14 protein-coding genes are annotated in these 15,752 nt (G+C 66.1%); 7 read left to right on the plus strand and 7 right to left on the minus strand.

Annotated features, from left to right (window positions below; translation table 11 throughout):
* Nucleotides 1–194: 194 nt before the first annotated feature.
* Nucleotides 195–1,289, plus strand: coding sequence for a hypothetical protein (locus QW868_RS24465; protein ID WP_316231722.1), 1,095 nt, complete (start codon nucleotides 195–197; stop codon nucleotides 1,287–1,289).
* Between the two features lie 133 nt (nucleotides 1,290–1,422).
* On the opposite strand, the gene QW868_RS24470 is transcribed toward QW868_RS24465, so the two are convergent.
* A complete protein-coding gene (locus QW868_RS24470; RefSeq protein WP_316231723.1) occupies nucleotides 1,423–2,370 on the minus strand; it encodes an alpha/beta hydrolase in 948 nt (315 codons plus the stop codon).
* A gap of 106 nt (nucleotides 2,371–2,476) precedes the next feature.
* On the opposite strand from QW868_RS24470, the gene QW868_RS24475 reads away from it, so the two are divergent.
* Complete coding sequence (locus QW868_RS24475; RefSeq protein WP_316231724.1) at nucleotides 2,477–3,865, plus strand: RluA family pseudouridine synthase; 1,389 nt, start codon at nucleotides 2,477–2,479, stop codon at nucleotides 3,863–3,865.
* Between the two features lie 112 nt (nucleotides 3,866–3,977).
* On the opposite strand, the gene QW868_RS24480 is transcribed toward QW868_RS24475, so the two are convergent.
* Nucleotides 3,978–4,418 carry a hypothetical protein gene (locus QW868_RS24480; RefSeq protein ID WP_316231725.1) on the minus strand — a complete coding sequence of 147 codons (441 nt, stop codon included), beginning with the start codon at nucleotides 4,416–4,418 and terminating at the stop codon, nucleotides 3,978–3,980.
* An 89-nt stretch (nucleotides 4,419–4,507) separates the two neighbouring features.
* Here QW868_RS24480 and QW868_RS24485 point away from each other — a divergent pair, with 89 nt between their 5' ends.
* From QW868_RS24485 to blaOXA, 4 genes are all read left to right on the plus strand, one after another.
* Complete coding sequence (locus QW868_RS24485) at nucleotides 4,508–5,290, plus strand: ATP12 family chaperone protein (RefSeq protein ID WP_316231726.1); 783 nt, start codon at nucleotides 4,508–4,510, stop codon at nucleotides 5,288–5,290.
* Between the two features lie 61 nt (nucleotides 5,291–5,351).
* On the plus strand, nucleotides 5,352–7,001 hold the full coding sequence (locus tag QW868_RS24490) for a flagellar hook-length control protein FliK (protein WP_316231727.1): 1,650 nt from the start codon (nucleotides 5,352–5,354) through the stop codon (nucleotides 6,999–7,001).
* Nucleotides 6,998–7,279, plus strand: coding sequence for an EscU/YscU/HrcU family type III secretion system export apparatus switch protein (locus tag QW868_RS24495; RefSeq protein ID WP_315714536.1), 282 nt, complete (start codon nucleotides 6,998–7,000; stop codon nucleotides 7,277–7,279). The genes QW868_RS24490 and QW868_RS24495 overlap by 4 nt, the downstream gene beginning before the upstream one ends.
* Before the next feature lie 79 nt (nucleotides 7,280–7,358).
* Nucleotides 7,359–8,177, plus strand: coding sequence for an OXA-1091 family oxacillin-hydrolyzing class D beta-lactamase (gene blaOXA / locus QW868_RS24500; protein WP_316231728.1), 819 nt, complete (start codon nucleotides 7,359–7,361; stop codon nucleotides 8,175–8,177).
* Between the two features lie 158 nt (nucleotides 8,178–8,335).
* Here blaOXA and QW868_RS24505 read toward each other — a convergent pair whose 3' ends face one another.
* The 3 genes from QW868_RS24505 to QW868_RS24515 all read right to left on the minus strand — a co-directional run bounded on the left by QW868_RS24505 (nucleotide 8,336) and on the right by QW868_RS24515 (nucleotide 10,825).
* Nucleotides 8,336–8,821, minus strand: a complete 486-nt coding sequence (locus tag QW868_RS24505) for a hypothetical protein (protein WP_316231729.1) — start codon at nucleotides 8,819–8,821, stop codon at nucleotides 8,336–8,338.
* Nucleotides 8,822–8,921: 100 nt separating this feature from the next.
* Nucleotides 8,922–9,944: a dienelactone hydrolase family protein gene (locus QW868_RS24510; protein WP_409997752.1), complete on the minus strand. Its 1,023-nt coding sequence runs from the start codon at nucleotides 9,942–9,944 to the stop codon at nucleotides 8,922–8,924.
* Between the two features lie 221 nt (nucleotides 9,945–10,165).
* Nucleotides 10,166–10,825 (minus strand): DUF3883 domain-containing protein, encoded by a 660-nt coding sequence (locus QW868_RS24515; protein WP_316231730.1) that lies wholly within the window; start codon nucleotides 10,823–10,825, stop codon nucleotides 10,166–10,168.
* A 1,097-nt stretch (nucleotides 10,826–11,922) separates the two neighbouring features.
* Here QW868_RS24515 and ltrA point away from each other — a divergent pair.
* The gene (ltrA, locus tag QW868_RS24520; protein ID WP_316229723.1) at nucleotides 11,923–13,200 is read left to right on the plus strand and encodes a group II intron reverse transcriptase/maturase; all 1,278 of its coding nucleotides are present in this window, start codon (nucleotides 11,923–11,925) and stop codon (nucleotides 13,198–13,200) included.
* 466 nt (nucleotides 13,201–13,666) lie between these two features.
* Here ltrA and QW868_RS24525 read toward each other — a convergent pair whose 3' ends face one another.
* The gene (locus QW868_RS24525; RefSeq protein WP_316231731.1) at nucleotides 13,667–15,268 is read right to left on the minus strand and encodes an alkaline phosphatase D family protein; all 1,602 of its coding nucleotides are present in this window, start codon (nucleotides 15,266–15,268) and stop codon (nucleotides 13,667–13,669) included.
* 42 nt (nucleotides 15,269–15,310) lie between these two features.
* Nucleotides 15,311–15,748, minus strand: coding sequence for a DUF4260 domain-containing protein (locus QW868_RS24530; RefSeq protein WP_409998844.1), 438 nt, complete (start codon nucleotides 15,746–15,748; stop codon nucleotides 15,311–15,313).
* Nucleotides 15,749–15,752 lie beyond the last annotated feature (4 nt).

Here is a 15,752-nt window from a genome sequence, read left to right on the forward strand (position 1 = left end):
TTTCTCGTTGGCCCAACAAGTGCGTTGTCGGTAAGTGTTGTGAAGGCGGGGCTGCAGTTCGACAGCAGCCCTAGTTGTTGTGAGACCCTGTCCGGTCGCAACTCATTTTGGGAGCTGGACAAAGCGATTCTTTAAGGGCAGCTTCCTCTCATTAGGAAAGCTTTTTTTACAATTCATACCCGCAGGAGCGAGCCATGATATTCAAGCTGGGAGCGGTCGCATCCACTGTAAGCCTTGTGATTTTCGGCGCTGGAAGTGCAGCGGCTGCGTCCTTGTCGGAGTGCAACGCAGCACTGATCGTCTCTACCTACAACAAAATAGATGCTTCCAAGTCCGATTGGCGAATGGCGACGTTCGTAGACAAGGAGGCTTATAACAAGATCAAGGAATCGGCCGGTGCATCTGCTGTCATATACGGAGTGCCGGTGGGCGCAAATTACGACCAGTTCCGCGAGAGTATCGACCGCTACAAGACAAGCACGACGGAGAGTTTTTCGCAGGAGCAATTCCACAACATCTCTTGGACAGGCCTCGGGGCCGAGGCGGCGGATGCTTACAAGGAATGTATCAGGCAGAAGAGTCGAGGCTTGTACATTGTTCCCGATAAGGCAACCGATTCCGACCTGTCGTTCCGTGTAGTTTACGGCGTGGTTGGCGGCAGTCCCAATCCGCTTCCTGTGAAATGGATGGGTGCCGCGGCGAAGGACGCCTCCCTGCCGGGAACGGTGAGTGCCGGTGAAAAAATTATCGTCATCGACAGACCGGCCAAGTCCTCCATGCTGGCGCTCAACGACGATGCAAACGCCGGTTTTTCCGATTCGCTGATTCTGACGCCTTTGCCGCCTCCGATTCCTCCGGAGCAAAAATTCGCCAACCGGTGTGTTATTGCGCAGACCGATGACCCCGGACCCGTGACTAGAGGCAATTCGTTCTCATGGACTTGCGACAGGTTGAGGGCTGGCACCTACGCAGTTTCGTTGAGCGTTGTGCCCAGTGCGGCACGACCGGTCCGCTTAAACTGGCATTCGCAGATCAAATTCATTGGAGACAAGGAGACCGAGGTCTTCGATCTTGCCAAGTCTTCTGGCGGCACCATCGATACTGTGAATGCCGGCATCGGAACAAGCTTCCAGAGCAACGGTAACAACATCACCGTTAAACAGTCGGGGGCGCTTCCTGTAATCAGCGTCTTCATAGATAATACCTGGTGGCACATGGACTTTGCCAACCAGTCCAACGACCCAATCAACATTCCAAAGAATGTCAGCATATCGGTGATCGGAAAATAGACGCAAGCGCTGCAGCGGAAATGCAGTCTCTCCAATTGCACGCGCAGCGCTAGGGCCGGAGGACGCGCCCGACGACCCGGCGCGTCCTAGGTTGAGAGAGCTGCCGTCGTTGCGGTGACAGCAGAACGTTAGTTTACTTCCCGCTCTGCACGAACTCCACGATCTCCCGCGTCAGCCGGTCGTCCTCGGTGTTGATGGAGTAGACCTCCGACATGTGACTATGCTGCGGCAGCATCACCGCGTGCGCACAGCCCGCAGGCCGTTTGCAGGCGGCCTGCTTCAAGAGGTCGAACTGCTCGACGAAGCGCGGCGGGTCGAGCTCGGCGGAGGCGATCATCAGCGGCAGGCTCGAGGCCTGCAGGCCTGATAGTGACGAGCGCTCCTTGAAGCGCGAGGGATCGGTGCCGAAATAGGCCATCTCCTGGTCGCCGAGCGGCGTCGCGGTGAGGTCGTAGACGCCCGAGGCCATGATCGCGCCCGCAAGGCCGCCACCGGCGACCTTGTGGAATTCGGGATGCGCCACATAGGTCGCGACGTGCACCGCGCCGGCCGAATGGCCCATCAGATAGATGCGCGCGGGATCGCCGCCGTTCTCGGCGGCGTGGGCGGCCACCCATTGCACCGCGCTGGCGACGTCCTCGACTCCGGCGGGCCAGGGGAATTTCGGCGCCAGGCGGTAGGTGATGTTGATGCCGACGAAGCCGTGCTTGGTGGCCCATAGCATGATGTTGTCGTAGAATGGGCCGTCCGGCGTGGTGCGCTTGTTGCCGCCGATGAAGGCGCCGCCATGCACGAAGATCAGGATCGGGCGGGGCGCGGCGGCGCTCTCCGGCGTGAAGACATCGAGCAGATTGCGCTCGGCCGTGCCGTATCTCACATCGCGCTGAACCTTGACGCCGATGTAGGGTTCCCTGGCCTGCAGCGGCGCGTAGATCGCGGCGGTCTTCGGCGGGTCGATGGCCCGGCCGATCTCGATCAGCTTCCAGGCAATGTCGTCGGGCATCGGGCTTTGTTGAGCTTGCGCGGCACCCAGCGTCAGCGCGGTCGCTACGATGGTCAGGGCCACTCTCGTCAGCGTCATTCAATTCGCTCCGATCACGTCCGATTTCGCGGGGCAAGGCCTCGCCGGGCCGATTTATCCCGATTTCGCCGTGACTGGCAGTGGCTTTTGAGATACGCAACCTGCCATGAGCCGCCGCATCAAGCGAACCCAGAGCAAATCCGACCGTCCCGCCGACCGCCGCAAGGGCGAGCGGCCGAAGGCCGAGGCTGCGCGCAGCGCAGGCGCGCCAGCCAAGCGCGAGCCATCCAAGCGTCCGGATGGCGAGCGGCCGCGGCGCGACCGTTTTGCCGGCGAGCGCGAGGCAGCACCGCGTAGCGAGTTTGGTCGGGGCAAGGGCGATCGCGTCCGCGCCCCGCGCGCCGAGCGCGAGGATCGTCGCGACGCGTTCGAGTCGCGCGAGCGGCCGCCGGCCAAGCGCGCCAGTGCCGGCAAGCCCGTGCGCTTTGGCGCCGAGCGGGCCGAGCGCAAGCCGGTCGCCGCACCGCCGCCGAAGAAGCCCGAGCCCGAGACGCCGGTGCTGCCGACCAAGGTGCAGACCGTCGTCGTCACCGCCGACGAGAACGGCATGCGCGTCGACCGCTTCCTCGAAGCGCGCTTCCCCGGCCTGTCGTTCTCCCACATCCAGCGCATCGTCCGCAAAGGCGAGCTGCGGGTGAACGGCAAGCGCGCTGATAGCAAGGATCGTCTGGAGGAAGGCCAGAGCGTGCGCATCCCTCCGCTCAAGCTCGATGCGCCGAAGGAGCGCGCTGGCCTCACCGAGGGCGAGCGCAAGACGCTCGAAAGCCTGAAGGCGATGACCTTGTACGAGGACGACGACGTGCTCGTCCTCAACAAGCCCGCGGGGCTTGCGGTGCAGGGCGGCTCCGGCATGACCCGCCACATCGACCAGATGCTGGAGGTGATGCGCGACGCCAAGGGCCAGAAGCCGCGGCTCGTGCACCGCATCGACCGCGAGACCTCGGGCTGTCTGCTGGTCGCCAAGACCCGCTTTGCGGCGACCCATCTGACCGGCGCGTTCCGCCATCGCTCGGCCCGCAAGGTCTATTGGGCGCTGGTGGCCGGCGTGCCCAAGCCGAAGCAGGGCCGCATCTCCACGTATCTTGCCAAGGAGGAGAGCGAGGAGGACACCATCATGCGCGTCGCCGCGCATGGCGACGAGGGCGCCAGCCACGCGGTGACCTACTACGCCGTGGTCGAGGCCTCGGCCAACAAGCTCGCCTGGGTGTCCTTGAAGCCGGTCACGGGGCGCACCCATCAGTTGCGCGCGCACATGGCCCATATCGGCCACCCCATCGTCGGCGATCCCAAATATTTCAACATCGAGAACTGGGCGCTGCCCGGCGGCCTGCAGAACCGGCTGCATCTGCTGGCGCGCCGCATCGTCATCCCGCATCCGCGCGGCGGCGTGATCGACGCCACCGCGCCGCTGCCGCCGCACATGCTGCAGTCGTGGAATCTGCTCGGGCTTGAGCACGACCGCTTCGACCCGATCGAGAACGCGCCGGAGGAGTGAGCGGCATCTCGTAGCGGGCTTCGTAGCCCGCATGAGCGAAGCGACATGCGGGTTCACCCGTACAGCTCGTGAGACCCCGGATATCGCTGCGCTCATCCGGGCTACGCAAACGTCAGTTCCGGAATTGCTCCAGGAATAGCCGCAGCGAATCGTGCGGCGTCTCGACGTCCAGAATAACCCAGCCGTCCGGTCCCTTGACGACAATGAAGTTGAGGGTGATGCGGCGACCCTGGTTGTCGAAGGCGGCTGTGACATAGGTCTTGTCGAACTGCCGGCGCAGGATCGAGATCGCGACCGGGCCGAGCTTCCAGCGCGGGCTCTGCACCAGGAAGTCGTAGGGCTCGCGCCGCGGCGTCGTCCAGGCCCTGGCAAGGCTCGGATCGAAGAACTGCCGTGCGACCTCGGCCGTCCGCGGCAGCCCGGCGGAGAGTTCCGGCACGCCTTGGCCGTAATGGGCGTAGACGTTGCGGACCAGCGATTCCGGGGTGCGGAAGCCGGCCGCGGCCGGGGCGGCGCTGCCGATCAGGACGAGGGCGGACAGCAGGGCGCGCATCGGCAGCTCGCATTTCGGACGGACAGGGCTTATCTAGCGCGAAAACGACGGATCCCGTGTGATCATCCCGTGAGAGGGCTGGAATTCTGATGCGTGAACTGTTTGACGACGTCGTCGGCCGGTCGCCGCTCGATCCGCAGGAATCGGCGCGCCAGGCGATGCGGACGCCGCTGCGCAAGCGCTTCTACAAGGAGGCCGGGACCGCCGCCGCCGAGGGCGGCTTCAACGTGACCCTCGACGGTCGGCCGATCCGCACGCCGTCGGGGCGCGTCGTCATCGTTCCCGCCGGGGAGCTGGCGGAGGCAGTGGCCGCCGAGTGGCAGGCCCAGGGCGACAGCATCGATCCCGCCACGATGCCGCTGACGCGGTTCGCCAACAGCGTCGTGCAGTCAGTGGTCGATCGCACCGATGACGTGCGCGAGGACATCGCCAAATATCTCCAGTCCGACCTGTTGTTCTACCGCGCCGGACATCCCGAGGGGCTGGTCGCGCGCGAGGCCGAGCATTGGGACCCGGTGCTGGACTGGGCCCGCGACAGCCTAGGCGCGCATTTCATCCTGTCCGAGGGCATCGTGCACGTGACCCAGCCGGAGGCCGCGGTGCAGGCGGCGCGGGGCGCGCTGCCGACCGGCCCGTGGACGGTCGCGGCGACGCATGTCGTCACCACGCTGACCGGCTCGGCGCTGCTGGCGTTGGCGCTGGTGCATGGGGTGCGCGACCCCGGCCAGGTCTGGGCGGCGGCCCATGTCGACGAGGACTGGAACGTCGCGCAATGGGGGGCCGACGAGGAGGCGATGAGCCGCCGGGCCGCCAAGCAGATCGACTACGAGGCCGCCGTCCGCATCCTCCGGGCGGTCGACGCCGCGCTCTGAGGCCGGTTAACGCCGGGTTTAGGGGCACCCGCTAGGCTCTGCGCGTAACCCGAGTACGCGCATGGTCCAGAGTGTCACCCCGTCGCCTTCCGTGAGCGCCGTCCGCGGCGTCGGCAGCTCGCCGGCCGGAACCGCGCCGCAGGCCGCGACCACGCTACAGGCCGGTGCGCTGCTCAGCGCCAGGGTGCAGCAGGTGCTCGCCGAGAACCTGGTCCAGGTCGCGATCGGAAACCTGTCGATGGAGCTCGCGAGCGAGCTGCCGCTGCAGGCCGGCCAGACGGTGCAGGTCGCCGTGTCGCAGACCGCGCAAGGGCTGCAGCTCGCCATCGTCGGGCAGGGCGGCAGCGCTGCCACTGGAACCAGTGGCACCCCGACGCCGGCGGCCACCGTCGTCGACGTCACCGGCCGGCTGGCGCCAACCTTGCCCCCGACGCCGGATCCGCTGACCGGGCTGGAGCGGCTCGCATTGTCGATCGCCAGCGAGGAGGCGGCGACCCGCCAGGGCAGCCAGGGCCAATTGTTCGCCGATCTCCAGGCCGTCGCCGACGCGCCCAATCTTCCGCCGGCGTTGCGCGCGGCCGTGGCCCAGGTGCTGGCGCAGCAGACCCAGCTATCGCCGGCGCTGACCGCGGAGGATGTGCAGAGCGCAGTGCGGCGTTCCGGCCTGTTTCTGGAATCCTCGCTTGCCAATGGCACCGCCGGCGCCGGCACGCCCGACCTGAAGGCGGCGCTGATCGTGCTGCGCCAGACGCTGGCGACGGTGCTGCAGACTGTCGATCCCAGCATGGCGGCCTCGACGTCGGCGTCGCCGGGAGGCTCCTATGCCTCGGTGCTGTCCGAGGCCGGCCGCGCCGCCGCCGCGCAACAACAGAGCGCTGCACCCTCGCTGGTGCCCGACGTCGAGATCGAGCTGCCGCCCCAGCCCTGGGCAACGGCAATGGGGCGGCCCGACACCGTGTCTGCCGGCTTCACCGGCTCGGCGCTGATCGAGACCCTGACGGGCGCCAAGGCGCAGTCGCTCGCGCCCGGCACGGTGCTGGCCGTGCTGCAGGAAGCGCAGCAGCAGATTCCGCGCGCCGCCGGCCTCGTTCCCGGACGCAACGCCAATGGCCGCGCCGAAATGGTCGTGCGCACCAACACGCCGCCGCCGCCGTTCCGCGGGGCTGCGCCGATGCCGCAGGCCGTGGCAACGGCGGCGCTCGGCCCGGATACGCCGCTGCCGGCGATCGCGCATCGCCTGCTCGACGAGACCGATCAGGCGCTGTCGCGCCAGACCCTGCTGCAGGTCGCCTCGCTGCCGGATCGCCCGGACGCCTCGACCGCGCGCACCGATCCGGCGCTGCCGCGGTGGAATTTCGAGATTCCCTTCGCCACCCCGCAAGGGACCGCGATGGCACAGTTCGAGATCTCGCGTGACGGCGGCACGCAGTCGCCGGACGCAGCCAAGCGCATCTGGCGGGCGCGCTTCTCGCTCGACGTCGAGCCGGCCGGCCCGGTGCACGCCATGATCAGCTTCAGCGCCGAGCGCACCTCCGTGCGGATGTGGGCCGAGCGTCCGGTCACCGCCGCGCGGTTGCGCGCCGGTCTCTCCGAACTCAGCCAGGCCCTCAGCCGCGCGGAGCTGTCGCCGGGCGATCTCGTGGTGCAGGACGGCGCGCCGCCGGCCGTGATGCCGCCCAAGGCCGGCCATTTCCTGGATCGCGCGCTATGAGCATCGAGGTGAAGGCCGCCAACAAGACCCAGCTCGCCGTCGCCTTGCACTATGACAAGGGCCAGGGCGCGCCGCGCGTCGTCGCCAAGGGCAAGGGCACGATAGGCGCCAAGATCATCGAGGTCGCCAAGGCGCACGACATCCCGATCGAGGAGAACGAGGTGCTCGCCGGCGCGCTCTCCAATGTCGAGCTCGGCGACGAGATCCCGGAGGAGCTCTACAAGGCCGTCGCCGAGGTGCTGGTGTTCGTGCTCAATCTGTCGCGTCCGATGCGCTAGCGCCGCATTTGTGATCTCCGTCATGCGTCGGTCGTCACCGCCGTGTGGTAGGGAGGGCGAACGACGACGGAGACTTGCGATGTCCATGATGAGCCGCCGCCATGCGCTTGCCCTGATGGCCGGCGCCAGCCTGTTGCCCGCGCGCTCGCTCGCGCATGTCGCCCCGCCGCGCAACGAGGTCCGTGGCGATCTCGTCAAGCGCTTCACCGACGAGGGCACCAAGGGCACGTTCCTGGCCTACAAGGTCGAGGACTATCTCATCATCGCCAGCGACACCGATCGCTCCGGCGAGGCGAAGCTGCCGGCCTCGACCTTCAAGATCGCCAATTCGCTGATCGCGCTGGAAACCGGCGTCGTCGAGGATCCCGACAAGGACGTGTTCAAATGGGATGGCGTGACGAGATCGATCGAGGCCTGGAATAAGGATCACACCTTGCGCAGCGCGATCGCGGTCTCCGCCGTCCCGGTCTATCAGGAGATCGCGCGCCGGATCGGTCCTGAGCGCATGCAGAAATATCTCGAGGAGCTCGACTACGGCAATCACGACATCGGCGGCGGCATCGACCAGTTCTGGCTGACAGGCGCGCTTCGCATCGATCCCGTCGAGCAGGTCGATTTCATCGATCGCCTCAGGCGCGGCGCGCTGCCGGTGTCGAAGCGCAGCCAGGATCTGACCCGCGACATCATCCCGACCACCAAGGTCGGCGAGGCCGTGATCCATTTCAAGTCGGGGCTGCTGGGGAAGGAGCAGGGCGCGCTCGGCTGGATGGTTGGCTGGGTCGACAAGGGTGACCAGCCCACCGTGTTCGCGCTCAACATGGATTGCCCCGAGGAGCGCCATGTTGCGGACCGCATGACGCTGGCGCAAGCCTGCCTGAAGGACATCGGCGCGCTGTAGGTGATTGACAGTAGGGTGGGCAAAGGCGCGAGGCACATTCTTAGTCGTAGATGACGCCGTCGCGCGCCGTGCCCACCGTCTTGCTCGGCGCGGTGGGCACGGTGCTCGGAGCGACGCAAGCGTCGCTCCTGCGCGCCTTTGCCCACCCTACATTCTCGTCACCGCCGCGACAGCTCCAAATTGACGCCGGTGATCTCCGTGCCCGCCGGCCGGATCGACACCGTCTGCCGGCGTCCCTGCGTCGTCAGCGACAGCCCGGCCGAAAACGTCTGCCCGCGCGCCTGGGCCTCGATGCGGTTGCCGACCGCGCGGCCCTCGATCGTGCCGGACGCATTGTGGCTCGCCTCGCTCCATTGCCCCGAGATCTCGCCGCCGCGATAGGCGACGTCGCTGGAGAGATCGATGTTGTAGCTGTCGCTGGCGCAACGGATATTGAGACGGAGCTGCTCGCCGGCGCCGCCGACGTCGTAGGCCGCGCGGCAGCGCAGCCGCTCCTGGTTGCCGTCGGACATGCTGAGTACGCCGCCGCCGCTCCAGGAGCCTTCCAGCCCCCGGAACGGAGAGGCCGGCGCGGCATGGGCAACGCCGGCCAGAGCAAGGGCAGTCAGCAACGTAGGGATCGCAAGGCGAGAGGCGCGCATCATCGGGCTCCGTTTCATCGTCGAAAAGTGAGCGACAACGCAGGAACACCCGATGCGTTCGATCTGTCACCTCAAGAATTGATCCAAATCGTTCTATTTTTGCTCACGACAGTTTGAACAGCGTCCGCAGGAAGTCCGTTACCGCCTGGCGCGCGGCCTCCGCGGTGGCGGGATTGCCGCCGACATGCGGATCGAGCTCGACGCAGGCGTCCTGATAGGTGAAGGGTTGCTGCGTCTCGGCATTGATCAGCATCCCGCCGTCGCTCTCCTTGATGCGGCAGTTGCGCACGGTCTGCGCCTTCGGCGCGACGGCGAGCATGTTGGCGCCGAGCAGGCCGAGGTCGAAGCCGTGTGGCGAGTCCGGATATTCGGTCAGCGCAACGTCGCGGCCCGCTGCCTTCAGCCGCTCGACATAGGCCTTGCAGGTCCGCACCGGATTGTAGTCGTCCGGTCCGCCGTGAAAGATCCGGATCGGCCGCGCCACCACATCGGTCTCACCGACATAGGTCGTCGAGCAGTCCGGATAGAACGGGATGTAGGCGGCAAATTGCAGCCCGGAATTGTTCCAGCGCTTGTGGAAACGCTCCAGGCTCGCATACAGCGCCGCCTGACCGCCGCGCGAAAATCCCATCAGCACGATGCGCTCGGGATCGACGCGCGGATGCTTCGCCAGCACGTCGAGCGAGCGATAGATGTCCATGATCAAATTGAGCCGGCCGAGCTGCGCCTGGTTGGTGCTGGTGGCGGTGATGCCGCGTCCGGTGAAGCCGTCGATCGCGAAGGTCGAGATCCCCATCGCATTGAAGGTGCGGCTCCACGCCGCGATGTTGCCGCCGACGCCGCCCGATCCATGCATCAGCACCACGACCGGCAGCCGGCCGCTGCCTTGCGCGACGCGCAGCTCGCCCACGACCGTGACCGGCTTGCCATTGTCGTCGCCGGACAGGAACTGCCGGTCGGACAGCGTGAGCGAGGGGATCGGATACATCTCGATCCGGGCAGGCGTGTCCTTGGAGATGCCTTGGGCATGGGCGCGGCTGCAGAGGCTGAGACCGGCCGCGGTCAGCAGGATCGTGACGACGGTCGCTGCCGTCAGCCGCAGCGATCGTCGAGCGGCTCGAGGCAATGCGTCGGTAAGTCTGAAACGAGCGGGCGCATCAAGCGCCGACGGCGCGGCACTATTATGTCGCTCCATGACCGTCCTCCTGGCTCGCCGCTTGTTGCGGCTTGGCAACCAAGTAGAACGAGGGATCACGGAGCTGTCAAACGGCGTCACGACCTGCGAAGAGCGAGACTGGTGGACAACGCAGCGTGTGGTGCGCTGCGGGATTTGATCGCTACAGAAAGCTAGCCTGTCGTCGTCTTAACCTCGATGAGCCGTTCTCGACCGTCGGGTTCGAAGCTCCTGATGTCATAGCCCGCGCCGTCGCCATCGACGTCGGAAACCCATCGAATTTGGCGCGCGAGATCGGTCCGGCCTGCGGCCAGCAGAGTTGAGCGCTCATGGGCCAGAACGCGTTCTTCACCGGCGCGGCCGAGCGCGCGATTGCGCGCGTCCCGTGCCCCCACATCATATTTTCTGGCAATCACCACCATCTGTTCGAGCTCTTCAGGGGGAGGCGCGTTGCTGTGTGTTGGAGGCGGTCCGATCCACAGTGGCGGAGGCTCCCCATAGCCTGATCCTAATGAGATCGCTGCTGCCCGCGTCGTTCGTGCGAGCCATTCCGGGTTGCGGTCCAGCCAGCGAGCTACGGCAACTTCGAGTGAGGACTGAAAATTGAAGGCGGGCCTGTAGCCAGCGATCCATTCTTCGCCGAGCCCCTTGAGTACGGCACTGATATTTCGATTCTTGTACTCGATCGAACCGTGTGTTCGGCCGGTCGATGCCTGCACGGCACGGTTACGTTCGGCTTTGTTGTACGGTCTCCCCGCGACATCATCCGCGAGCATCGCGAAATAATCGGCGACAATGGCGTCGTTCTGCTCATCGGTCCAGGCGCCAGCCATAGATGCCCTTCGGCAGGATGTGAGGAGCCGCCTGCCTCACACGCAACCATAGCTTAAGGTGCCCGAGCTGGCCAGCAGGCTCAGCTTTGCTGGCGAATTCGATTATGGCGTGAGAGGCCGTCGTCATAGTTGTCCAGAAAGCGATGGACAGAGAGGGGGCCTCTGCCCGACGGGCAATCCTCGCATATCATCCATGCCCGAACTGCCCGTCGTGCCAGTTTGTCGCGGACTGATCACTTGCACCGTCGGGCAAATCAGCTCCACATTTCCGCGCATCCCGGCCCGCCAAGAGGGACGTTTCGCGATCGTCACGAACGTCGGGCTGGGGATGCGGTGGGCGTGTCGGTCTGCAGCCTGGTCTCACGATCGGGCCGACGAACGGAGCGATGCGACGGCGAAATCGTGTGGTCCTGGCCTCCCGGTGCTGAGGCCAAGTCGGTGGGGATGATCCGCTGGCGACGGGGGCAATCAAGCCGGTCCCCGGGGAGATCACGTATAAGGTGCGCCGTGGAAAGGCGCGGTTCTTGAGAGGGTGAAAGTCCCTTCCGGCAAACGTCGTTCCAGCCGGTAGCAATCGGAGCAGTCGGCGAGGTAACGACCCGGCTGAAGCCTCCGGTGGAGAGGGTCACGAGGTGACTTGGCGAGTGGGCGGGCTGTAACACGAGTGAACGTTGAGCAGGCCTCGAAAAGCTCGATGTGGAGGCTGACCTGGCCTTATTACAGGGAAAGCTGACATCGCTGGGGAAGAGAGCGACACGCGCACCCAGCGGCTCCACCGGGGTAGTGACGACGGCACGTCCACAGCGAGAACCGAAGCAACACGGGAGACCCCATTGCGCGGTCGAGCGAGAGACCAACCGGAGACCTGTGAAGGTCGGACCGGGCGCGGCGGGGAGTCGGATGGGCTCGTAGTACCGGGGAAGCCGGGTAATGCCGGTGGAGGAAAGGAGCCCTCGTTCAAGCCGATGTAGGAAGTGGCGCGGGAGGGGAGATTGGGTCACCTCGAAACTCCACCAAGTGTCCGGAAGCTGCAGACTGCGTTACATGCGAAAGCGAAGGCAGAACCCGGGTTCAGGTTCTATCTTCTGTACGACAAGGTGTCTCGGGCGGATGTTCTGAGCTTCGCCTATGCCAGATGCAAAGCCAATGGCGGCGCGGCTGGTGTGGACGGTCAGACGTTCGAGGCCATCGAGGCGTATGGAGGCCAAGGTGCGTCGTCCGCGGATCACAAGAACCCGGATGTCGACAATGGCTGGAATCCGTGGCTCGGAGAACTGGCGGAAGAGCTCAGGAACAAGACGTATCGGCCGCAAGCGGTCAGACGGGTCTACATTCCGAAGCCGAACAGCAAGAAAATGCGACCTCTGGGGATCGCGACGATACGCGACCGGGTGGTTCAGACGGCGGCGATGCTGGTGCTCGAGCCCATCTTCGAAGCCGATCTGGAGCCCGAGCAATATGCGTACCGCGCCGGCAAGACTGCGCTGGACGCGGTGGAGACCGTGAACCGCCTGCTCAATCTGGGGTACACGGCCGTCGTCGACGCGGACCTGCGTGGCTACTTCGACGAGATACCGCACGGACCGCTGATGAAATCAGTGGCGCGCCGGATCTCCGACCGGCACATGCTGCATCTGATCAAGATGTGGATCGAGGCGCCGGTCGAGGAGACGGACGATCGCGGGCGCAAGCGTCGGACCACGTGGAATCGGGACGAGCACCGCGGCATCCCGCAGGGCTCTCCGATCTCCCCGCTGCTGGCGAACCTGTACATGCGACGGCTGGTGTTGTGGTGGAGACAATCGGGCGCGCGGCGGCGGCTGAAGGCCGTCATGGTCAACTATGCCGACGACTTGGTGATCTGCTGCAAGGGTACGGCCGACATCGCCATGCAGACGATGCGAGAGGTCATCAAGAAACTGCAACTGGCGGTCAACGAGGACAAGACACGAATCTGCCACCTGCCGGAAGAGCGGTTCGACTTCCTGGGCTACACGTTCGGACGGTGCTACTCCCACAAGACCGGGAAGGCCCACCTCAACTCGAAGCCATCGAAGAAGAGCATCAAGCGAATCTGCGATGCGATCAGGAACGAGACGGGCCGGCACAGGACGTTGTTATCAACCGAGAAGGTGGTGAAGCGGCTCAATGCCAAGCTCACCGGATGGGCGAACTACTTCCGTCTCGGGCCGGTCTCACCGGCCTACAGGGCGGTCGATGCCCATGCCATCCATCGGCTGCGCCAGTGGTTATGCGAAAAGCATCGGGTTCAAGGCCAGGGGTACAATCGCTTCCCCGACCGGTACCTCTACGAGACGTTGGGGCTGGTACGGCTGCCGAAGTCGACGCGTAACCTGCCGTGGGCGAAGGCATGAGAGCTTGCCCGGGAGCCGGATGCGCGAAACGCGCACGTCCGGTTCGATGAGCGGGGAAGGGAAACGGGGCGTTGCCGAATGGCCCAAGCCACCGCGCCCTTCCTCGACTCTACCCGTTCAAACCATCGCGCAGGGAGGGCCGGGAAGTCCCAGCCGAACCTGTGGTTCCTGCCCCGTGCATTTTCTCTGCACGGGGGCCATGGGGGCGGCAGGCTCCCGGCCTTCCTTGCGCCTCTTCTTCCACGGAAGGGGACGAACTCAAGCAAAGCCCGGGCGCACTCCGCCGCGGGGATCGCGACGTCATGCCTCGAAGCGGCGACTTCAAGCGAAATCTCTCCGGGTGCGATCACGCCAAGCACGGTGCGCCCCAGTCATGACCTCGACCCTACGCGGCAGGACGACCGGCTGCTGTCAGCGAGCAGATCGCCACACGACGCGGCGGCGGCCTTGCCGCGCGCGCGTCGCCTCAGGCGTCGGCCAGCCCCGGCTTGCCGGCCAGGGTGACGAAGGATTTCGCGGTCGACACGGTGCCGTCAGCGACGCTGATGCGGTCGACGACGCGGTAGTCGGCCTGCCAGCGGGCCGGCGTCACGACATGCCTGATATAGCCGCGCTGGTTGCTGAAGAACTTCAGATGCGGATTGTTGGCGAACAATGTCGGCTCGTTGTCGTAGCGCGCAAAGCCGTCGCCGTCCGACGAGATCGAGGTCGCCAGGAATTCGACGCCGACGCAGGGCGAGGCCGGATCGCGCCAATCCTGCTTCAGCTCGAGCGCGACGCCCTTGTGCAGGTCGCCGGTCAGCACGACGGTGTTGGTGATGCCGGCCTCGCGCAGCATCTGCATGACGCGGTCGCGCGCGGCGCTGGCGCCGTCCCATTTGTCGAGGCTGCGCAGCGGCACGTCCGACGACGGCAGCCACGGAAACGAGCGCCAGTCGAGCGGGGCGAACATCACCTGCTGTGCCAGCACCTGCCAGGTTGCGCGGCTGCCGCGCAGACCCTCGGCGAACCACCGCTCCTGCTGCGCGCCCATCATGGTGCGGCTCGGCTCGTCGGCCTCGGGGCAGGCCTTGATGCCGTCGCCGCAGGGCTGCTTCGAGCGGTATTGCCTGGTGTCGAGCACGGCGATGTCGGCGAGCCTGCCAAAGGCGAGGCGGCGAAAAGCGAGGATGTCGGGTCCGCGCGGCAACTGCGCGCGGCGCACCGGCATGTGCTCGTACCAGGCCTGGAAGGCGGCGGCACGCCGGAACAGGAACGCCTCCGGCGGCGTGTCGCGCTTGTCGCGATCGCCGGCCCAATTGTCCATCACCTCGTGATCGTCGAAGCTCGGCAGGAACGGGCAGGCGGCGTGCGCGGCCTGCAGGTCGGGATCGGTCTTGTAGAGCGCATAGCGCTGCCGGTACTCCGGCAGCGTGTAGCAGGTGGCGAATTGCTTCGGCATGGTGCGCGGCAGCGCCACGCCCTTGGACTCGGCGGCGTACGCATTCTCGTAGATGTAGTCGCCATAGTGGAAGACGAAGTCGAGATGGTCCTGCGCGATCGCACGCCACGCCGTGTAGAAGCCGCGGTCCCATTCCTGGCAGCCGGCGGAAGCGAACCGCATCTGCGCGACGTCGGCGCCGGCGGCGGGAAAGGTCCTCGCACGCCCGATCGGGCTCTCCGCCTCCGGCAGGCGGAAGCGATAGAAATAGTCGCGGGCCGGAGCGAGGCCCTCGATCTCGACATGGACGGAGTGCGCCAGCTCGATGCGGGCGATCGCAATGCCGGATTGCACGATGGTCGTCATCGCCGGATCGGTCGCGACCTCCCAGCTCACCTCGCGCGGAAGCGCGATCATGCCGCCACGCGGCTGCAGCGGCTCGGGCGCGAGCCGGGTCCAGATCACGAAGCCGTCGGGGCTGGGATCGCCGGAGGCGACGCCGAGCGTGAACGGGTTGGATTTCAGCGGCGGAGCCTGGGCGAGCGCCGTGCGCGCCAGCGGCGTGCCGAGCGTCACCAGCCCGGTCTGCAGTGCGCCGCGCAGCAGGCTGCGCCGGTCCAGGCCGGCCATGTGTCGGAATCGGATCATGCCGGCATCCTACCCGTTGCGGCAGGTCCCTGCATCCGGCGTTCAGCCTCGCGGCGCGGCAGGCCCGATCCGGCCAAGATGGGTGAAGCCGAAGCCGTCGGTGTATTTCAGGCCGTAGCCGACCAGCCGGTCGACGCCGATATGGGCGAGCCAGATGGTGGCGAGCTGGGTCGCCAGCGGCACGCCGAGCGCCAGTCCGACCGCGAGCAGGGCGGCCGGCAGCAGCGTGGCATGCGCGGCGTTGTACACGGCCGCTCCGATCCGGGGGCCGCCGAGATAGCCGGCAAAGCTGAGGTCGGGCCCCAGGAAGAGGGCCGCAAACAGCCACCACGAGTCCCCTCGATGGGCGTAGAAGGCGATTGCCGCGGCCGCCAGCACCAGCCCTTCGAGCCGCAACAGCAGGCGGACGCCGCCCCGCACGGCGCCCCGGGCTGCGTCATCGGCCGGATCGGCAAGGCTTGGTCGAGCGGCCATATCCATGATT

The organism is Bradyrhizobium sp. SZCCHNR1051, from assembly GCF_032489615.1.
GTDB lineage: Bacteria > Pseudomonadota > Alphaproteobacteria > Rhizobiales > Xanthobacteraceae > Bradyrhizobium.